Annotated in this window: 23 protein-coding genes and 1 pseudogene; 14 read left to right on the forward strand and 10 right to left on the reverse strand. The window is 63.6% G+C overall.

Features of this window, described 5'->3' with window-relative positions; translation table 11 throughout:
- From AC3WTE_RS16880 to AC3WTE_RS16890, 3 genes and pseudogenes are all read left to right on the forward strand, one after another.
- A pseudogene (locus AC3WTE_RS16880) lies at positions 1-388 on the forward strand (hypothetical protein); the annotation flags it as partial.
- A gap of 644 nt (positions 389-1032) precedes the next feature.
- Positions 1033-1371: a hypothetical protein gene (locus AC3WTE_RS16885; protein WP_492439224.1), complete on the forward strand. Its 339-nt coding sequence runs from the start codon at positions 1033-1035 to the stop codon at positions 1369-1371.
- A 772-nt stretch (positions 1372-2143) separates the two neighbouring features.
- Positions 2144-3409 (forward strand): ABC1 kinase family protein, encoded by a 1266-nt coding sequence (locus AC3WTE_RS16890; protein ID WP_492439226.1) that lies wholly within the window; start codon positions 2144-2146, stop codon positions 3407-3409.
- On the opposite strand, the gene AC3WTE_RS16895 is transcribed toward AC3WTE_RS16890, so the two are convergent.
- Both AC3WTE_RS16895 and AC3WTE_RS16900 read right to left on the reverse strand, forming a co-directional pair.
- Positions 3395-4000 (reverse strand): TetR/AcrR family transcriptional regulator, encoded by a 606-nt coding sequence (locus AC3WTE_RS16895; RefSeq protein ID WP_492439228.1) that lies wholly within the window; start codon positions 3998-4000, stop codon positions 3395-3397. The genes AC3WTE_RS16890 and AC3WTE_RS16895 overlap by 15 nt on opposite strands.
- Positions 3993-4598: a TetR/AcrR family transcriptional regulator gene (locus AC3WTE_RS16900; protein WP_492439229.1), complete on the reverse strand. Its 606-nt coding sequence runs from the start codon at positions 4596-4598 to the stop codon at positions 3993-3995. Before AC3WTE_RS16900 ends, AC3WTE_RS16895 begins: the two co-directional genes overlap by 8 nt.
- A 567-nt stretch (positions 4599-5165) precedes the next feature.
- Between AC3WTE_RS16900 and AC3WTE_RS16905 the strand changes: the two genes are divergently transcribed.
- Entirely contained in the window at positions 5166-5702 is a 537-nt protein-coding gene (locus tag AC3WTE_RS16905) for a hypothetical protein (protein ID WP_492439231.1), read from the forward strand.
- Positions 5703-5757: 55 nt separating this feature from the next.
- Here AC3WTE_RS16905 and AC3WTE_RS16910 read toward each other — a convergent pair whose 3' ends face one another.
- Positions 5758-6246: a MarR family winged helix-turn-helix transcriptional regulator gene (locus AC3WTE_RS16910; protein WP_492439233.1), complete on the reverse strand. Its 489-nt coding sequence runs from the start codon at positions 6244-6246 to the stop codon at positions 5758-5760.
- Between the two features lie 185 nt (positions 6247-6431).
- Here AC3WTE_RS16910 and AC3WTE_RS16915 point away from each other — a divergent pair, with 185 nt between their 5' ends.
- On the forward strand, positions 6432-6848 hold the full coding sequence (locus AC3WTE_RS16915; protein ID WP_492439235.1) for a DUF5313 domain-containing protein: 417 nt from the start codon (positions 6432-6434) through the stop codon (positions 6846-6848).
- Positions 6849-6874: 26 nt separating this feature from the next.
- Here the strand turns inward: AC3WTE_RS16915 and AC3WTE_RS16920 are convergent, their stop codons facing one another.
- A complete protein-coding gene (locus AC3WTE_RS16920) occupies positions 6875-7435 on the reverse strand; it encodes a TetR/AcrR family transcriptional regulator (RefSeq protein WP_492439237.1) in 561 nt (186 codons plus the stop codon).
- A gap of 93 nt (positions 7436-7528) precedes the next feature.
- Here AC3WTE_RS16920 and AC3WTE_RS16925 point away from each other — a divergent pair, with 93 nt between their 5' ends.
- The 3 genes from AC3WTE_RS16925 (at position 7529) to AC3WTE_RS16935 (ending at position 9244) form a co-directional block, all read left to right on the forward strand.
- Positions 7529-7990, forward strand: coding sequence for a nuclear transport factor 2 family protein (locus AC3WTE_RS16925; RefSeq protein ID WP_492439239.1), 462 nt, complete (start codon positions 7529-7531; stop codon positions 7988-7990).
- Between the two features lie 168 nt (positions 7991-8158).
- On the forward strand, positions 8159-8485 hold the full coding sequence (locus tag AC3WTE_RS16930; protein ID WP_492439241.1) for a DUF732 domain-containing protein: 327 nt from the start codon (positions 8159-8161) through the stop codon (positions 8483-8485).
- 6 nt (positions 8486-8491) lie between these two features.
- Positions 8492-9244: a hypothetical protein gene (locus tag AC3WTE_RS16935; RefSeq protein ID WP_492439243.1), complete on the forward strand. Its 753-nt coding sequence runs from the start codon at positions 8492-8494 to the stop codon at positions 9242-9244.
- Between the two features lie 68 nt (positions 9245-9312).
- On the opposite strand, the gene AC3WTE_RS16940 is transcribed toward AC3WTE_RS16935, so the two are convergent.
- The 4 genes from AC3WTE_RS16940 to AC3WTE_RS16955 form a co-directional block, all read right to left on the reverse strand.
- Entirely contained in the window at positions 9313-10401 is a 1089-nt protein-coding gene (locus AC3WTE_RS16940; protein ID WP_492439245.1) for an NADH:flavin oxidoreductase/NADH oxidase, read from the reverse strand.
- A 162-nt stretch (positions 10402-10563) separates the two neighbouring features.
- A complete protein-coding gene (gene mbp1, locus AC3WTE_RS16945; RefSeq protein WP_492439246.1) occupies positions 10564-10809 on the reverse strand; it encodes a microaggregate-binding protein 1 in 246 nt (81 codons plus the stop codon).
- A 193-nt stretch (positions 10810-11002) separates the two neighbouring features.
- Complete coding sequence (locus tag AC3WTE_RS16950) at positions 11003-12169, reverse strand: AI-2E family transporter (protein WP_492439247.1); 1167 nt, start codon at positions 12167-12169, stop codon at positions 11003-11005.
- Between the two features lie 100 nt (positions 12170-12269).
- Entirely contained in the window at positions 12270-12425 is a 156-nt protein-coding gene (locus AC3WTE_RS16955) for a hypothetical protein (RefSeq protein ID WP_492439248.1), read from the reverse strand.
- Positions 12426-12612: 187 nt separating this feature from the next.
- Here AC3WTE_RS16955 and glgX point away from each other — a divergent pair, with 187 nt between their 5' ends.
- The 3 genes from glgX to AC3WTE_RS16970 all read left to right on the forward strand — a co-directional run bounded on the left by glgX (position 12613) and on the right by AC3WTE_RS16970 (position 16261).
- On the forward strand, positions 12613-14772 hold the full coding sequence (gene glgX / locus AC3WTE_RS16960; RefSeq protein WP_492439250.1) for a glycogen debranching protein GlgX: 2160 nt from the start codon (positions 12613-12615) through the stop codon (positions 14770-14772).
- A gap of 105 nt (positions 14773-14877) precedes the next feature.
- A complete protein-coding gene (locus AC3WTE_RS16965; protein ID WP_492439251.1) occupies positions 14878-15624 on the forward strand; it encodes a TetR/AcrR family transcriptional regulator in 747 nt (248 codons plus the stop codon).
- 190 nt (positions 15625-15814) lie between these two features.
- A complete protein-coding gene (locus AC3WTE_RS16970; RefSeq protein WP_492439253.1) occupies positions 15815-16261 on the forward strand; it encodes a response regulator in 447 nt (148 codons plus the stop codon).
- A gap of 40 nt (positions 16262-16301) precedes the next feature.
- Here AC3WTE_RS16970 and AC3WTE_RS16975 read toward each other — a convergent pair whose 3' ends face one another.
- On the reverse strand, positions 16302-16979 hold the full coding sequence (locus AC3WTE_RS16975; RefSeq protein WP_492439255.1) for a hypothetical protein: 678 nt from the start codon (positions 16977-16979) through the stop codon (positions 16302-16304).
- Positions 16980-17201: 222 nt separating this feature from the next.
- Positions 17202-17447, reverse strand: coding sequence for a microaggregate-binding protein 1 (gene mbp1 / locus AC3WTE_RS16980; protein WP_492439257.1), 246 nt, complete (start codon positions 17445-17447; stop codon positions 17202-17204).
- Positions 17448-17721: 274 nt separating this feature from the next.
- Between mbp1 (AC3WTE_RS16980) and AC3WTE_RS16985 the strand changes: the two genes are divergently transcribed.
- The 3 genes from AC3WTE_RS16985 to AC3WTE_RS16995 all read left to right on the forward strand — a co-directional run bounded on the left by AC3WTE_RS16985 (position 17722) and on the right by AC3WTE_RS16995 (position 19321).
- The gene (locus AC3WTE_RS16985; RefSeq protein WP_492439259.1) at positions 17722-17877 is read left to right on the forward strand and encodes a hypothetical protein; all 156 of its coding nucleotides are present in this window, start codon (positions 17722-17724) and stop codon (positions 17875-17877) included.
- Between the two features lie 278 nt (positions 17878-18155).
- Positions 18156-18575, forward strand: coding sequence for an ATP-binding protein (locus AC3WTE_RS16990; RefSeq protein WP_492439566.1), 420 nt, complete (start codon positions 18156-18158; stop codon positions 18573-18575).
- Complete coding sequence (locus AC3WTE_RS16995) at positions 18572-19321, forward strand: SigB/SigF/SigG family RNA polymerase sigma factor (protein ID WP_492439261.1); 750 nt, start codon at positions 18572-18574, stop codon at positions 19319-19321. Before AC3WTE_RS16990 ends, AC3WTE_RS16995 begins: the two co-directional genes overlap by 4 nt.
- Positions 19322-19334 lie beyond the last annotated feature (13 nt).

Below are 19334 nucleotides of genomic sequence, written 5' to 3' on the forward strand. Positions count from 1 at the left end.
AGATCACCCATCCAATCTGATTGGGTGGCCTACTTTTCAGCCGTCGCGACTGGCCGGATTTTCAACCGTCGTTAACAGAGCGCTCCGATTGTGCTTTTCAATGGTTGCGCAGATCGACCACAGCAACCTCAGTCAATCCTTGATCAAGATTGTTCTCAACGATCTCCGCGGAGTTCCGCCACATGCAGGGAAATTGATCTTGAAACAGGCCGGACCTCGTCAGGATGTCACCAGATCGTTTGCAGCACGGGTGGTTAGCATCCAGTCCGGGTACCGGGCAGTTCTTTCGAAAGCCGGCAAGCCGTCGGCCAAATCGCGCGATGTCATTCGCATCACTCGGCAATCACACCCGAGTGGGCAAACGCACACGCTCATCTTCGGGTCTTGAGGAGGCTCTGAACGAGATGACCGTCGCCGGCCACAGGCTTACGTGTGTATGCCTGATTCGGGCGCTTCATTCAGGGGGATATAAGCCTGCGCAAGATGTAGTCGCGCGCGAACCCAAGCGACACGGTATTCAGCCTGCAGCGACTCGGACGGCGCGCCTTTCCGCGGCCGCGGGCGCGATATCGGCAAAACGTGGGCATCCTCTCGCAGGCGAGACATCATGGACTTTGGGTGCCGAATGGCAACTTTGGCCACTTTCTACTACGGGATCGCGGGTTAGGGTTGACACGTCAGTCCGTTAGATGGGATCGTCAACGGCGCAGCGGGTGGTAGGTGCCGCAGGGGTGACGGCACCTACCGAGATCAACCCCATGCCGCGTTCGCCTTGGGCAGGCGGGCGTTGCCGTCTCGTCCGACGGGCAGGCGACTGAAACACCAAGAGCGCGGGGCGGATGCGTCATTGCGGTAAGCAGTTTTGCAGCGGGGGTAGGACGCATGTCGACACATCGAAGATCGGGCGATGCGCAGGTCGGCGGCGGCGCAGATGCTGGGCCCGGGATACGTCCTGAGCTGCACCCACTCCACGCCCTGGTGCATTCGGCGCCTTCGCGGAGCGCGCCACATGCCGGGGCCATACCCCGGCTATTGACCCAGCCGGCGCCGGAGGTCCGCGTCGCATACTGGAGGGCGCGCCAACTCATTGACGCAGGCTGGGGGATTCACGCGCTCGGCGAGCCGATCGCACGTTACGGGTTCATCGCCGAAATCCCTTACGGCAAAAGCGAAACAGCCTTGGTCGTCTTCGCCCGAACCGCCGACGGCAACGTCGGTGCAGCCCACGCGCTGGCCAATGACATGAGGTGGCTCAGTGCCGACCACCGCCACTATCTACGCCGGCTGCTCGACGCGCTTCACGGCGACGTGACCGTCTCAAGACAGACTGCGCCTGGAAATTGCGGCCCCGCGGGGTGTCCGGCGGATTGAGCGGAGCCCTGAAAATCAGAGAGGATTCACGCCAATGGTCGATCCGATGAGCGGTGTCGTCCTGACCTTCACCACTGCGGCCTCATTGGGGTTGTTGATGGGGGCTATCGGACGCAGGCTGGCGCACGCTGCCGGTGAGTTCCGGGCCTGCTCTGTTGTGCACTCGAGCCACCAGAGACATCCGCGGGCGACGGGTTGCCCCACCGATTTCATCGTGAATGGGCGGCGGACATGAGGGTGAGACATCCACGTCGCCGCCAGGTACTGCCAGCTTTGCGGGTTGCCGCGTATCTCGTGGGCGCGACCATCGCCACAGTGGTCGTCTACGCATATCCGATGGTGCTGCCGGCGGCGATAGCAGCGATTACGACGGCCATCTTCCTGTGGGAGCGCGATGCCGCTCGCGTAGCTCGGCGTGGGCGATAAGTGCATAGGGCGTGACACTGTCGTGTCGGCCAGTCGCCGGCATCAGCCTCGATATCCGCTGATGCCGGGATCGGGTCGTCCAGGGTTCGAGATCTTCGGTCCGTCCTGATTTTCGGCGGAGGTGACAGCTGCCCGCCTTGGCCAAAGGCTCTCGTTTTCAGCCAGACTGAACGATTATGAGGCAGAACGCCGGCACCTACGGAAAGACCAACGATCGATTTCTAGGCAGATTTTCGTGACCCCCGACGACGAACCGACCAATCGAGCTGCACGCGGTGCACGCGTCGGGCAGGTCGCCGCCCGGCACCTGGCTCGTCGAGCCACCGGCGCCATCCGCGAGCCGTTCTTGACCGAAGACGAAAAGGCTCGTGCTCGAGACGAACAGGTGTTGCGTCTGGCCGACGACCTCGTCGCGACGCTGGGCACGATGAAGGGCGCGGCGATGAAGCTCGGCCAAGCGATTTCACTGCTCAATTTCGGTCTCAGTTCGGCGGAGACTCGAGACGAGTTCTCCCGTCGGCTGTCGCCTTTGTTCAGCCGTGCTCCTGCTGTCGACAGCGCCGTGATGCTCCGTTTGATGGAGAGTGAATGGGGCGTCCGCCGAAACTTGGTGCGCTCTATCGAACCTGAGCCGGTCGCGACTGCATCCCTAGGGGAGGTCTACCGCGCCACAATGGTCGACGGCCGCAAAGTGGCCGTCAAGGTCCAGTATCCGTCGGTGCGTCAGGCGGTACGTGCTGACTTGAAGAACCTCGCGTTGTTGGTGCGAATGCGCTTGACGCCGTTCCCTTTTCAAGGCTTGGACGCTGTGGTGGACGAAATCAGTCGGCAGATCACCGCGGAGTTGGACTACCGTGCGGAAGTCGCCAATCACCGTGCCGTCTACGACGCGCACCGCGGCCATCCGGTGTTCGTGATCCCGGCGCCGATCGATGACCTGTGTACGGACCGCATCGTGGTCACCGAGTACCTCGACGGCACACCGCTGGATCAGCTCACCGACATCGATCAGTCGGCCCGAGACCAGATCGGTGAAGCAGTTTTCCGCTTCTACTGCGGTGGTGTTTACACCACCGGGAATTTCTGTGCGGACCCGCATCCGGGCAACATTCTGCTGCTCGCTGACAATCGGGTGGGATTCATCGACTTCGGCTTGTACGTGCGAATGAGCGAAAGTGAGGTCACTCTCCAACGGTCGGTGCTCGAGGCAGTGATTCGCAACGATACCGACACGGCGTACCGGCTGGCCCGCGCCGCAGGCTTCATCCTCGATTCTGACGCGATGCCTCCCGAGATGGCCATGCGCTACATGCGGGAAGTCGCTGGTTGGTACCTGACACCAGGCGTGGTGGAAATGACCGACAAAGTTGCTCACCGGGCGGTGGCGCAGGCGATGCTGCCGGGGTCTGATTTCCGCTCGGGAATCTACAAGCAGCAGATGCCCAGTGCGCATACGTTCTCAAGGCGAACCGAGATGAGTGTGTGCGCCCTGCTCGGAACCCTGCAGGCCCGCGGTATCTGGTACGACATCGTCTGCGAATGGGCGTTGGGAAATCCGCCATCTACGCCGATGGGGCGGCGGATTGAACAGTGGCGCTTAGGAATCCGGTAAAGCCCGGCGCGCCCCGCCGAGCAGGAATGCAGCACACGCCTCGGCGACCTGCGGGGCATCGAAGTCAGCACCATCTTCGAGCAGCACCGGCAGCGTCGCCGCCACGACACTTGACACCACAGCCAGCCCGGCCGCAGACAAATCGAGATCCTTGCGGATCCAACCACTTTCGCGTCCCTCGGCGAGAATGGCCGTGACTTGAGCGCCCAGGTTGCCGTAGCCGGCCACCGCCGCGGCGTAGGCCTGCTCATCGACACCGGGTGCGGTGACCAATGTGAATGAGAGCAGCTTGCGGTTGTCGGCGATGTAATCGATTGCCCTGCGGACCCGGTCGGTGAATTCAGCGACATAGTCTGCGCGACAGGTAGGCCTGGCGCGCCCATTCGGGCCGTCCAGCGTGGCCGCGAGCTCCTGGATGGTTCGGGTCAAGATGGCGTCGAGAATGTCGCGCTTGCTTCGGAAATAGTTATAGAAGGTGCCATGGGCGACGCCGCAACGCTCGACGATGTCAGCCACGTCGACGTCGCGATAACCCCGCTCGATAAACAGCTCGATTGCAGCTGTGTACAGCTGCGATGCCCGCTCAGGCATTGCCCGCCTGTTCTTCAACGGACTCATCGGTCAGCAGCCCGTGATCGGCGATCGCCGCGATCGACGACAGAAATGTAGACCGCGCCTCGGCCGATGTGTTCCCTTGCACCGACATCAGCAAGCCCGGGCCGGCCAATCCCATCACCATGCGGCCGAGGAGTGCCCAGACCGGACGGTTGGTCTCGGTCGCGCGGTCAGGATTCACGGCTTCAAACAAGCGCGTCAACATCACATCCATCGCCGAGAAGAGGCCGTGCACGCGGTACCGAAGCTCTGAGTCGATGGCGTTGCTTTCCACTGTGATCAGCCTGACGATGTTCGGATCGTCATCGACAAGGGCGAACATACGCCCGCCGAACACCGTGATCAGGTCCAATGCCTGCTGATAGTCGGTCAGATCCATGCGAGCCAATGAACCCGGGCGCAGCGCCCGCATGACCTTCGCGACCGCGTAATCGAAGACGTCGTCGAGGAGCACGCGCTTGCTGCGATAGTGGCGGTACAAGGTGCCCTGCCCGACCTTGGCTTGACGCGCGATGTCCGACATCGACGTTCGGTCATAGCCGCGTTCGGTCAAGACGGTATACGCCGCTTGCACGATGGCTCTGCGCCGTGCGGCCTTCGCCGCAGGATTGGCCGGCCGACCTCGAGGGCGTGGTTCACCGGCAGACGCAGCTCCACGTGAACTCGACACCCGGCACAGTTTAGGGGTCCGACTCGACCCAATAGCAAGTTTCCCGGTGAGCCGTAAACAGTGCTACCGGGGGAGCGCGGTGGGCGATCGGCGATCAATTATTTGGTGTTGACGCGTCAGTCCGTCTATGGAATGCTCCTCTATCAGTTGATGTACCAGGCAAGTCGATGGGCCGGCCATCGCGAAGGCGCGGTGCTTTGGTCGGTTGCGAGGGGATGAGACATCGCCTCGTCGAAGGTTGCCGGAGTTTGCTGTCGGCAAATCCGATCGCGGGGAGGGCGCGGTTGCTGTTGACGAGCCGCGCCAGACGACTCGGTCATCGTTATGAGTGCGGGTGACCTGCGACATGGTTGGTGCCGTGCGGCAACGCCTGGCGTAGCCGTTGCGGCGCCCGGATCAAGCCGTCGGGGTCGGGGTGTTCCCGCGCGATGTCCGTGCTGCCTGACCGCCGAGGGGCGGACACGAAAGAGGTTGGCGATGCGAACGATATCCAACACCTTGCTGTGCAATACGCAGATTACGCCGGATGGCTGCGTCTTGGTGATCGAAGATGTTGGCGCCAAGGGGAATTCGGGGGTCTACGTGCACGCTGATCACGATTGTCAGGCGGCCGGGGTGCAGGATGCGCTGTGGGTACACACCATGAGCGATCACGAATGCGACGTTGTGGGCCGCCCGGTACTGGTGCGGGTGTTCGCGGGCGCAGATAACTGCCGCCTTGGGGTGCGGGCGTTTGACGGCGAACTCAACGTCGCGAGTGGTGTCTTTGCCCTGGGGTATCGGCACAATCCGGACCGCCTGTTGCTTTTCGGGCCACCTTCGGTGGTGCGGGTGACTGTCTACCTCGGTTATGACATCGACGCGATCAAATTCGAGGGTTCCGACAGCGAGTACCCGGTATCCGGTCCAAGCGAAGTCAATGTGCTCCTTCACGGAGAACCGGGATTCGTCCCCGTGGCCAGCCGGCCGGGCTTTTCGACCGCGGGTGTGGCGTCCCGCCATCGATGATGCCGGCCATTTCTCGACGGCTACCTTGCGCCAGCACTGTCGACATTGCCTGCGGTTAAACGGGATTCGACGTCAGCGTGCCGGCCGCAACCGCGGCGGCGTTGATTCTGGTGAGCACCGAGTGAAGACGTTCCAACTCGGCGAGGTCCACGCCGAGTTGCTCGACAACCGCCGGTGGAATCTTCAGGGCACGGCGACGTAGGGCGACACCTTTCGGTGTCAGCGTGATGTGGGTGGTGCGTTCGTCGGTGGCGCTGCGTGTGCGGCGGATCAGCTCCAGGGCCTCGAGGCGTTTGAGCATCGGCGACACCGTGGCCGAGTCCATCTGCAGCAGCGCGGCGATCTGTTTGACGGTCAACGGGTCCTGCTTGGATTTCGCGTTGTCCCACAACGCCAGCAGGACCAGGTATTGCGGATGTGTCAGCCCGAGCGGTTCGAGTAGCGGCCGGTAGATGGCAAGTACTGCCCGGTTGGTGATGGCCAGCGCGAAGCAGACCTGCCGTTCGAGGGCCAGGGGGTCGACGTCTTCGGACATAGCGGACATGCTGGTCAGTTTATTACCAGCTAGGGCCCTAACAGTTTGTGCCCGTCATGTCTGACGGAGGTGGTCGGCATCGCCCTAGTCAGATTTCCCTGCCATCGAGGAATAGGAGGCTAACTGATAGCGTCCTAACTATTAGGGTACTAATCGAATGGTGCTCGTCGATCCGATCAGCCAAGGGAGTCGTCATGGCCGCCGACAGTCCGACGTTCTGGCAGCGCATCAGCTATGCCTACGGACACCGATTACCGGACCATTTGCAGGATTGGGTTCGTGATGACCTGACTGGCGAGGGGGCCGTCCGCCGGCACATGATTCGATACGCGATCCCGCCGATCTTTGTGCTGGCTCCGCTGTGGCTGCTGCCGGCATCGGTGTATGTGCACTCCGAAATGACGCTGCCGATCTACTTCTGGGCTCTCGTGATGGCGTTCGTGCTCAATAAAGTCTGGCGTCGCTACCGCCTGAGCCAGCACAGACTCGACCCCAACCTGATCGACGAAGTCCTGCGGCAGAAACAGTCGCACATGCACGACCGCTACGTCGAGCGCTTCGGCCCGCGACCGGAATCGGCCAAATGGCAGGCGAACAGCCGGCCGTTCTGACGTTCGCGTGACCAGCCGAATGCCGGTCACGTGATCAGGATTTTTGTCGCCTCCCGAGCGCGACGCGCTGGCTCGGCATCTCCCGTGATGGCGGCGGTCACGATCGCACCTTCGGCCAAGAGGTACACCGGTTCGGCCGGTGCGTCGGTGGCGGCCGTGACCCATGCGGCCAGCTGTTCATGGAATGCCTGTTTGTGGGCGCGTACCTCGGTCAGGATTGCCGGCGAGGTAGCACCCAGTTCGCCGAAGGCGTTGACCCAGGCGCAACCGCGGAAATCAGGCTCGGTGAACCATTGCTCAAGCCAGTCGAAGACTGCCAGTACGCGTTCTTGCGGGTCCTGGCGCCGCTCTACGTAGTCGGTCAGGTTGCCTCTCCACCTCCTGTCGCGACGTTGCAGGACGGCGACAACGAGGTCTTCCTTGGTTGAGAAGAGCCCGTAGATTCGTTTCAGGGCGATACCCGCCGTGGCGCGGATGTCGTCCATCCCGACGGTCTGGATGCCACGCTCGTAGAAGAGCGCTTCGGCGGCATCAAGCAGCGCCTCCCGGTCGCGGGACTTCTGTTCGTCGCTGATCGGCGCCGGCATCGAGATCACTCCTTGACATTGAGAACGTGCGTTCCCTACGCTAGTCGAGTCATGTAGAGAACGCACGTTCTCGATTCGAGGAGAAGAGAAATCATGAGCGATCTACGCCCGCCGGTCCCGCCGTTCACCAGAGAAACCGCACTCCAGAAGGTGCAGGCAGCCGAGGACGCGTGGAACACACGCGATCCGCAGCGTGTCGCACTGGCCTACACGCCCGACTCGGCTTGGCGTAACCGCGACGCGTTCGTCACTGGTCGCGAGGAGATCGTCCAGTTCCTGACCGCCAAGTGGGAGCGAGAGCTCGACTACGCCCTGCGCAAGACGTTATGGGGGTTCCACGAGAACCGTATCGCCGTGCAATTCCAGTACGAATGCCACGACGCCGCCGGCCAATGGCGGCGCAGCTACGGCAATGAGCTGTGGCAGTTCGATGTGAATGGCTTGATGGAACGCCGCGAGGCGAGCATCAACGACGTGCGAATCGACGAGGCTGATCGACGAATCTTCGACCCGCGGCCGGCGCACGACCGTGGAGTCGAGCTTCCACTCCAATAGTCCACGGGCGCGGCATTTTCCGCGCAGGGCCTGGGTCCAGCCAGATGCGGCCGGACCGGCGTTGTCGTTCGGCGGGCGGGTGCGGCACTGGTGGGGCCCGCGGGGGACATTTACGCTCATTCATGTTGACGTCCCGCGACCCGTGGGAGTCAGACACCTGGGGGAGAGATGATCGCAAAAATTCGTCTGGCTGGTGGCGCCCTTGCCGCGGCCGCCGCGCTGTCCGTGGCCGCTGCGGGTCCCGCGTCGGCGTGGCCGATGCCGTTTACGCCGGAACAGCAGCGGTTCATCAACCAGGCCCGCAACGCGGGCTTCCCCGGCGATGACGACGCGGTCATGCAGGCCGGCCTGCAGGCTTGTCAAATGGCGTTCAGCGGGCAGTCGCGGCCCGACGTCGTCGGTGCGTTGGCCGGGCAGTACGGGGCCGACGCGGGCCCTGCCGGTGCGCTCGTCAAGGCGGCTCACGGCATCCTCTGCACCTCGGCCCCGAACTGACCGCCCGTGACGCAACCACCACCGCACCAAGGCCCGTGGGGCGATCCGCAGCAGGGACCGTCGGTCGGCCCACCGGGCCCACCGAACCCAGCACCGGCGTGGCAACCGCAGCCCGGTTGGCCGGCGCCGACCCCGCCACCCTGGGCCGGCCAGCAGCCGTACTACGGTCCGTCAACCCCGCTGCCGGGTTATCCGCCGCCGCCGCGCAAGTCAGGGCTCAAGCCGTGGATGTGGATTGTGGGTGTGGTGCTGTTGCTCGCACTGGTCGGCGGGGTATCCAACGTGGTCCGTAAAGGACTGCACACCAACGGCTTCGGCGCTCAGCTGAAGTCGGGGCAGTGCGTCACCACCGCCGACTACGAGAAGTTCCACTTCACCTCGACCAGCTGCGAATCATCGGATGCCGTCTACGAATTGGCGGGCGAGACGGCGAAGGGTCTGTGTCCGGATGGCAAGGCGCCGTCGGAAGGCCCGTACTTCTACGCCACCAGCAATCAGGATGACCCCAAGGCCGCGACCTTGTGCTTCGCGCTGAACCTGCATGAGGGGGACTGCTACGCGCTGGACCTCACGGGCAAGAGCATCAGGAACATCGATTGCGCGCAGGCTCCGACTGTCGCGAACTCGCACACAGGCGTATTCAAAGTGACCCAGCGCGTCGACGGCAGCGTCGATGAAACGGCCTGTGCCACTGCGGCGAAGGCGATGGTGTTCACGTCCCCGCAGCGGGTGTACTGCTTGACCAAGCTTGTCGACTGACGCTCCGGCCGGCACCTGGGCAAGGTTGGCTCACAGTGCCGGCAGCCGAGCCTGGCCGCCTCGGGGTGTCATCGGAATGCCCGTGAGTACTGGGGCGGGTATGGCAGCGAGACCCCGACGTGTTGAGCGGCATCGCGAACCCAGTTGGGATTGCGTAGCAGGGCACGGGCCACGAAGACGGCATCAGCCTCGCCGCCGGAGACGATCGCTTCGGCTTGTTCGGCCTCTGTGATCAATCCGACTGCGGCGGTTGGGATGTCTGCCTCAACGTGGACCCGTTTCGCGAATGGCACCTGATAACTGGGGGCCACCGGAATCCGTGCGTCGGGGACGGCTCCGCCGGTGGAGACGTCAATGAGGTCGACACCGGCCTGCTTCAGACGGGTGGCGAGAGCGACCGTATCGGCGACGGTCCAGCCGGGGCGCGGGTCGTCGGTGTCTCCGGCGAGCCAGTCAGTGGCTGAAACCCGAAAGAACAACGGCAGGTGCTCAGGCCACGCGGCGCGAACAGCTTCAGTGACCTGCAGCGCGAATCGCATTCGGTTATCGAGCGAACCGCCGTACGCATCGGTCCGCGTGTTCGACTGCGGAGACAGGAACTGGTGGATGAGATAGCCATGCGCGCCGTGGATCTCGAGGACCTGGAAGCCGGCTTCTGCAGCGCGTCGGGCGGAGTCGGCGAAGCTTGCCACGACTCGGTCGATGTCGTTGACGTCGAGCTCGGCGGGAACGGGCCGATAACCGAACGGAATTGCGCTGGGGCCCAGCGTCATCCAGGACTCGGGGGTTCGGATGGGGTCAGGCCAAGGCCGACCGGTGGATGCCTTGCGGCCGCCATGCACGATCTGAATGCCCGGCACCGAGCCATGGGAAGTGATGAAGCGGGTCAAGCGCTGGAACGCCGGGATCTGCCGGTCGTTCCACAAACCGAGGTCGTAGATACTGCTGCGGCCGACGGGGTCCACGGACGTGGCTTCGACCATCGCCAGCGCGACGCCGCCGACGACCCGCGAACCGAAGTGCTGCAGGTGCCAGTCGGTCGGGGTACCGGCTTCCGGTCCCTCGGCAACGGCGGAGAATTGCATCATGGGCGACATCCACGCCCGGTGAGCGAACGTCACATCGCGCAGCGTGAGCGGTGTGAAGAGCGTTGACATCGGTTCACTCCCAAGAATGTTCGGGCCGGACTTCTGCAGGGTAGCTGCTGCCGCAGGCTCGCGCCCCAGGTCCATTGGCGGCGATGCCGTCCCCACATCTGGGTTCCGACGCGCGAGAGGCCCAGCCGGATGAACTGGGCTGGGCCTCTCGTCGGTACTCAGTCAGCGCCGCTGTTCGGCCTGCTGTCGCCGCTCGGCACCTTCGGCGCCGGCGCGCGCCGCATCGGCCTCTGCTTCCTTTTTTGCGGCGTCGCGTTGCGCGTCGGCCTTGTCCTGCTGGGCCTGACCCTCGCGCACGACGTCGTCGCGGCCTGTCACGGTGCCGATGACTTCCTTCGCTTTACCCTTCACACCTTCCACCACGCCGCGTACGGCTTCCTCGGGTCCGGTGTTCTTGTTCTCGGTCATGTCTGCCTTTCCGCTACTGATGAATGGACGGATTGCTTCAGGAGCGGCGTCTGTATGCCGCGCCCTGGTTTGGGGATTTCCGTCCTGGCGGGTGACGAAACGCAGCGGTGCTGTGACCTGCCGGACATCGCTGCAGGTTCGATGCGGTCGACACAACGGCGAGTGTTTCCTGTGGGCCAAGGGGCCCTGGTCGTCAGGTGTCGTCGAGACGCGGGAACAGCACCTCGTTCGCGATCAGTTGCACTGCGGCGGCAATGGGGATGGCCACCAACGCCCCGACGATCCCGAGCAATGCGCCTCCGACGAGAACTGCCACCACGGTGACCAACGCGGGCACCTTGACCGCGTGCCCGATGATACGGGGGACCAGCAGGTAGTCCTCGAGTGCTCGGAACACCACGAAAAATACTGCGGTTGAGATACATACGGGTAGAGATACCGTCAGAGCCACCGCCGCCACCACCACACCGGCGATCGTCGAGCCCACGACCGGCACCAGATCGAGCAGTCCGACGAAGATGCCGAGCAGCAGCGGATACGGCACCCCGAAGGCGGTCAGCCACACCGCCGTGGCCACCGCGGCGATCGCGGATATCGCCACATTGCCCAGCACGTAGGCGCCGACTTTGGCGAACATCTCGTCCCCGATGAGAATCGCCCGCGGTCGACGGGTCTGGGGGACAAGGCGATACAGCGTCGCGCGGATGCGGGGAAAGTCGATCAGGAAGTAGACGGTGAGCACGATGACGATGAGCACGTCGGCCAATGCGGCGAATGCCGCCGAGCTGGCGGTGACGATCTCGTTGAGTATCGAGCCGCCCGATCCGTTCATCGTGTCGGTGATCCGCTGCTGAATATGGAAGCGGTCGTTGAGCTTTCCGATCGTCGACGAGTGACTCTGGGCTTGTTGTATGTAGTGCGGCGCCTGATGGATCAGTTGGGTGGCTTGCTGCGAGAGCGGAGGAATGGCGGCCGCCACGAAGGCAGCCAGCAAGGCGAGAAAAATGATGAAAACGGTTGTGGTGGCGAGCCAGCGCGGTAAGTGATGGTTGACGAACCACGAGACAGCGGGTTCCAATCCCAGCGCCAGGAAGAACGCCACCCCGATCAGGACCAGCACCGACTGTGCCGCAACCAACATGTGCACGGCGGCGTACGTCACGGCAACGCCGGCCGCTGCCGTCATCCCGACAAAGAAGGGCGCATGCCGGTCAAACCGACGGCCTGGTTCTCCGTGGGGACTCGTGTCGGTTTTCATCTCCGCAGCCACGGCTTCGGCGGCAGCGATCGGTTCCTCATCCGCGCCGTGGGGCCGCGCCACCATCTCGTGGTGAGCCGTCCGGCCGGCATCATCCGCCATCCCAACGTCTTTCGCCTCGCCGGTGGGCCGCCCCCTGGCGTCGGCGCCGGCCCGCGTCACCACAACGCCCGCGGTGTGGACGGCCTGGTTACGGGCCCGGCTAGAACCACACCTTGCGTCCTGCGACCGGCCGCCCAACGGCGCCCAAGATCCACAGGACCGCACCGATCACGACCAGGATTCCACCGATGGTCTCCAGAATCGGTACTCCCAAGGCGTATCCCAGGACAAGCAAGACAATGCCCAAGATGATCATGTGCTGCGCTCCTCGCTCAGGGCGTTGACGTGTTCGTCACAGCCGGCGGCTTACAGGTACCCGAGTCGATGCACGGTCAAACCAACCGCGCGCAGGAATGATTGGAAGGAGCCGATCGGGGCTATCTCTGGTACACCTTCATTGATTGCGGGTGTTGCGCCCGATCATTCGACTCGAAGGAATGTGCATGGCGGAGTCGGTCAATTTGACGGACAGCGGGACCGATCGTACCGAGGTGTGGCCGGGCAAGGCGTACCCGCTCGGAGCCACCTATGACGGGGTGGGAACCAACTTCGCAGTCTTCAGTGAGGCTGCGGAGCGTGTCGAGCTGTGCCTGTTCGACGACGACGGTGCCGAAACTCGGGTGGTGCTGCCGGAAGTCGACGGATTCATCTGGCACGGTTTCCTCCCCGATGTCGTACCCGGGCAGCGCTACGGCTATCGGGTCCATGGGCCGTACGATCCGGCTGCGGGGCAGCGCTGCAACCCGAACAAGCTGCTCATCGATCCCTATGCCAAGGCGATCGACGGTGTATTTCTCTGGGGCCAAACGCTTTTCGCGTACAACTTCGGCGACGAAGACAGCCGGAACGACGAGGATTCTGCTGCCGGCATGCCCAAGGCGGTGGTGATCAACCCGTACTTCGACTGGGGTAACGACCGGCCCCCGCAGCATGCATACACGGACTCGGTGATCTACGAGACCCACGTGAAGGGGCTCACGCAGCTTCACCCCGACGTTCCAGAGCGCGACCGCGGCTCTTACGCGGGTGTCGCACATCCCGCGATCATCGACCACTTGAAGGGCCTCGGTGTCACTGCCGTCGAGTTGATGCCGGTGCACCACTTCGCCAACGACTCCGTGCTGATCGACAAAGGGTTGTCGAATTACTGGGGATACAACACGATCGGGTTCTTCGCGCCAGATCCCAAGTACACCTCCGGGGTGACCGCCGGTGGGCAGGTCCAAGAATTCAAGGCCATGGTCCGCGCCCTGCACCAAGCGGACATCGAAGTGATCCTCGATGTGGTCTACAACCACACCGCGGAAGGCAACCATCTGGGCCCGACGCTGTCCTTCCGGGGCATCGACAACGCCGCTTACTACCGACTGGTCGACGGGGACCAGAAGTTCTACATGGACTACACGGGTACGGGCAACAGTCTCAATGCCGGTCATCCGCACGCGCTGCAACTCATCATGGATTCGTTGCGGTACTGGGTGACCGAGATGCACGTCGATGGCTTCCGCTTCGATCTGGCGTCGACGCTGGCGCGGGAGTTCTACGACGTGGACCGGCTCTCGACGTTCTTCGAAATGGTCCAGCAGGATCCGGTCATCAGCCAGGTCAAGTTGATCGCCGAGCCATGGGATGTCGGGCCTGGTGGCTATCAGGTCGGGAACTTCCCGCCGCAGTGGACGGAATGGAACGGCAAATACCGCGACGCCGTACGTGACTTCTGGCGTGGTGAGGAGTCCACGCTCGGCGAGTTCGCCTCGCGCCTGACGGGGTCGGCGGACCTGTATGAGCACACCTCGCGCCGGCCGGTCGCCTCGATCAATTTCGTCACCGCCCATGACGGCTTCACGCTGCGGGACCTGGTTTCCTACAACGAGAAACACAACGAGGCCAACGGTGACGACAACACCGATGGCGAATCGAACAACCGGTCCTGGAACTGCGGTGTGGAAGGCCCGACCGACGATCCGGACATCGAGACTCTGCGTCGACGCCAGCAACGCAATTTCCTGGCCACAACCCTCCTGAGTCAGGGCGTGCCCATGATCTGTCACGGCGACGAACTGGGCCGCACCCAAGGCGGCAACAACAACGGGTACTGCCAAGACAATGAAATGACGTGGATCGACTGGGAATCCGCCGACACCGAGTTGATCGCGTTCGCCGGCGCCGTCGCCGCAATCCGGACGGCGCATCCGGTTTTCCGGCGTCGCCGCTTCTTCACCGGTCGGCCGGTGCGCGCCCGGGGATCGCAGGACGTGCCGGACGTCGCCTTCTTCACCCCCAGCGGCTCGGAAATGACCGACGACGATTGGAACACCGCCTTCGGCAAGTCCGTTGCGGTCTACCTCAATGGACAAGGCATCCCGGACCTGGACGAACGCGGGCAGCGGGTCGTCGACGACTCGTTTGTGTTGTGTTTCAACGCCCACGACAAAGCCATCGAATTCACGCTGCCGACAGGGCAATTCGGTTCGAGATGGCAGCTACTTCTCGATACCGCCAGTGGTCTGGCGACCGTTGATGACGAGGCAACGCCGCTGGCGGCGGAGGCCACCGTCACGGTCGACGGCCGCGCCCTGAAGGTGTTTCGGACCTGTTCCTGAAACAAGCACGCTGCACGCGGTGACACTCCGCTGTTTCGTTGCCTTCTGCAGCTAGCGTGGGGGCGGTATGTCACGAGTGCTGGGAGGTCGGGCGAGTTGTCGGGATTGAATGACTCTGATGTCGCCTCAGCGGGCTCGGGCGGCTCTGATGGAGTGCCCGGTCATGCGGTGCGCGACGGCCACCCGGCGTCGTTGACCCGCGAGTACATCTTGGACACCGCGATCGCGTTCATTGACCAGCATGGGCTGGAGAAGCTCACCATGCGCCGGTTGGGCGCCGCGTGCGGTGTGGAGGCGATGGCGCTGTACCGGTACGTGCACAGCAGAGGGGATCTGCTGACCGGCGTGGTCGACCATGTCATCGACCGCTTGTACGCTGACCAGCTGGCGGCTCGTAGGCAGGAAGACGGCTGGCAGGACTATCTGATCCGCCTTGGCCACGGCGTGCGTCAGATTGCGCTGCAGCACCCCGAGGTCTTTCCGCTGGTGGCCACCCAGGCGCCTGAGGCGCCGTGGGTGCGCCCACCGCTGCGCAGTATGCGCTGGATGGAGAGCTTCCTGGACACCCTGCTCTCGTATGGGTTCGACGACGTCGCGGCCGTGGCGGCGTATCGGGCGTACACCACGTTCTTGCTGGGACAGCTGTTGTTGGAGGTGTCTGCCCGCGGCGCCCAGTTGAGCCCCGCCGAGGCGGTCCTTGACGAAGTCGAACGCCCCAAGGCCAGGCTGTCGGACTATCCGCAGCTGCGGCGACTGCAAACCTTGCTGTCGGAAGATCACGGCGCAGCCGAGTTCGAGGAAGCTCTCGAAGCGCTGCTGGATCGGCTCGAATCGTATTTGCCGCGGCGCTGACCAGGCGAGCCACCGCAACCTGGCGGACAGCACCCCTGTTTACAATGTAAACTGACTCTGGTCGGGGACGCGTGCCACGGCAGGAGACTGTCGGCAGGCGCCGCAGAAGGAAGGCCGAACCCGCCGTGTTCCCGGCGCGGCCGGACGATGGACCGAACGTCATCTACGTATGGGTTGGGAAGGTGTGCACGTGACAGTGCCGCGCGACAGCAGGGCGATCGACATCTTGTTGATCGAGGATGATCCGGGGGACGAATTGATCACCCGGGAAGCCTTTGCAGACAACAAGATCAAGAACGTTCTGCATGTCGCCCGCGATGGCGAGGAGGGCTTGGACTTCCTGTATCGACGCGGTGCCCATGCGGATGCGCCGCGACCGGACCTGATTCTGCTCGACTTGAATCTGCCGAAGTATGACGGACGGCAGTTGCTCGAGAAGGTCAAGTCGGACATCGAACTGTGCGACATACCCATCGTCGTGCTCACCACGTCGTCGGCGCAGGACGACATCTTGCGCAGCTACAAACTGCATGCGAATGCCTACGTGACCAAGCCTGTCGATCTCGAACAGTTCTTGAGTGCGGTGCGCCAGATCGATGACTTCTTTGTCCAGGTGGTCCGGCTGCCGCGGGGCTGAGGCCTGCTGGTTAATCCTGCGCCGGACGCTGCGACCTGCGTTAGGCCTGCATCGCCAGACACAGCTCGGCGCCGGTGGCCGCGATGGTCGTCGGACCGCCGAAGCGGTCCATCCAGTGCACGCCACCGGCATCGTCGGCTGATTGCTCGCTGCCCTGTTCGCCAGCGCTCATGGCCGCCCGTCGCTGCAGGTCCCTTGCGCTCACGGCGGCGACGGCACTGACGGGTCGCGCCGGTCCGAATGGTGAGGCGGTGCAGTCTTCGAGGTATTGCGCGCGATGGCGCACAACTGCGCTTCGCAACGTCGGATGGGCCGGCCGCGCCAAGGTCAGCACGTAGAACGATCCTGCCGCGACGGAGTTGATGGCAAGAACCTCTTCGCCCATGCCCTCGAGGAGATCGATGAAGTCAGCCGCCTCGTGACCCCCGATTGCGTCGCCGGCGATGCCGGTGGTCACCGCTATGCCCAGGGCCGCCCGGCCGTCGCGGTCCGCCGGGATGAAGCGGAAAGCCCGCCCGCCCACCGAAGGCAGGCTGTCTCCGGCGGGACACTGCACTGCACCAGCGGGTTGTTCGGTATCGAACAACCAGCGCAACCCCACCAGCAGTACCGGCAAATGGGCGGTCACGCCGGGTGTCGCGGCCCTGTCGGCCACTCGCTCACCGGCTGTCGCTGTCTCGTCTGCACTTCGTGGCGCCGCCATCAGTTCGAGTGTCATCCCTGGTTCCTTCGAGTCGGGCAACGCGCGAGTGCGTCAGCTAACTTCCCGGTTACCCACTCCATCGGCCAGCAAAACCCTCTGACGACATGCGGTGGGGCGAGTGCTTTCTGTCCCGTGATCACCGGAAAGCGTTACATTGCAAATGGTTTCGCATCCGTCCGCGCAAAGAGCGGCCCAGTCCAGCATTGCGCTGGACTGGGCCGTGTGCTTTGCGCTCTTCTAGTTTTGCTGTTCTGCGCGTTCCCGCGCCTCAGCGGCTTTCGCCCCGGCGCGCGCCGCTTCGGCCTCGGCTTCCTTCCTGGCCGCCGCGCGCTGCCCGTCTGCTTTATCCTGTTGGGCCTGGCCTTCGCGAACCAGGTCGTCACGGCCAACTACGGTGCCGATGACTTCCTTGGCCTTACCCTTCGCCCCTTCGACGACACCCCGGACGGCTTCCTCGGGTCCGGACTTGTTGTTCTCGCTCATGGCTACCCTTCCGCTGGCGGATCGGATTGATGCACGGAGAAGCGTTCCCCACGCCTGCCGAGAATTCCCAGCCCTGGCGAACGTCAAACGGTCACTACTGCGATCTACGCCACATGGATACGGATGCCCCACAGCACATTCCGGTGGTCGGATCCGAAATGTTTGGGCAGGCGATGCTCGTGGGTAAGGAAGGACTGCCGGCTGACCGACATGGGTCAGACGGGGCAGGTACCGCGACGAGGTGCGTGCGCTGCCCACAACGGAAAGAGGCACCATGATTCTGGTCGGAGCTGTATTGCTCGCTCTTGGGCTGATCCTCAATATCTACCCCTTGTGGGTGGCCGGCGTTGTTGTGCTGGTGGTGGGTGCGGTTTTTTGGCTGCTGGGGGCGACCGGACGGCCGATCGCCGGCCGCCGCTACTGGTACTAGCCGAGCGCGTGGCGATGAGGTCACCTTGGCGGTCGAGAATCGTTGCCGGTAAGCGAAATGGCCTGCGACGCAGGATGAATCGAACAGCTGTGCAGGCAGCGAAGCGTGCTGATGCGGTCGTGTATCTGCGGGCATCGACCCCGTCGAGAAGGGGTGGCGGCGGGCGATGCACGTTCGTTTGAGCAGCCGTGGACAATGGGTACACAAAGTGCGACGTGGAGTGGCCTGCACGGGGACGCTGGAGGGTATACGTGGTTGAAGCAGTGGGGCAGGGCGACATGGCGTCGAGTGAGCGCTCGGTTGAGTTGATCGTTGCGGCGTCTCCGGAAAGCCTGGCCGTCCTGCGGACGCTCGTGGCAGCCGTTGCCGCCTTCGAAGATTTCGATCTGGACGCCATCTCCGATATCCGGCTGGCGGTCGATGAGGCGTGTACCGGCCTGATCCGCGCCGCGGTGCCGGGGTCGAGCCTTCGGGTGGTCGTCGATCCGGTGAATGATGCTGTCGTAATTCGCGCTTCGGCGCGCTGTGCGGCTGATGACAATCGCGGCAGTGCGGTGGTCAAGCCGGACACCTTCAGTTGGCATGTGCTCAACTCGCTGACTGATGAGGTATCGACTTTCGCCGACGAGCAGGCTATCGACGGCACCCAGGTGCTGGGTGTTTCGTTGACCTCGAGACGAGTGAGTCTGCAGCGGTGACGGCGGAGTATGCGGACGTTCTCGAGATGTTCCGTCAGCTCCGGAACGCCACCGAGGACTCAGCTGAATACCTCGAGCAGCGGGACGCGATCATCGAGCGCTGTTTGCCGTTGGCCGACCACATTGCGCGGCGCTTCGAGGGCAAAGGCGAAGCCCGCGATGATCTGCTGCAGGTCGCGCGCATCGGCCTCATCAACGCGGTGAAGCGATTCGACGTCGAGATGGGTTCGGACTTCGCGTCTTTCGCGGTCCCCACGATCATGGGAGAGCTCCGCCGCCACTTCCGTGACAACAGCTGGTCGGTAAAGGTCCCGCGACGGATGAAAGAGCTGCATCTGCAGATCGGGTCGGCTACCGCCGAAATGTCGCAACGCCTCGGGCGCGCGCCCACTGCGTCTGAATTGGCCGCAGAGCTGGATATCGATCGGGATGAGGTGTTGGACGGTCTGATGGCCGGGAGCTCCTACAAGACCACCTCGATCGACGGTGCTGCGGGTAGCGAGGAGCGCCCATCTCTTGCTGAGACGCTGGGCGACGTCGACCCCGGCCTGGAGAAGGTCGAGTATCGCGAGGCGCTCCGGCCGCTGCTGGCCGAACTGCCGGAGCGCGAGCGGACCGTGCTGGTGCTGCGATTCTTCGAGTCGATGACGCAGTCACAGATCGCCGCGAAGGTGGGCATCTCCCAGATGCACGTGTCACGCCTACTGGCGAAAACCCTGGCGCAGCTACGGGAGAAGTTGGAGTAACTCGGGGCAGGGG

Source organism: Mycobacterium sp. FW102-FHT13B02, from assembly GCF_058790275.1.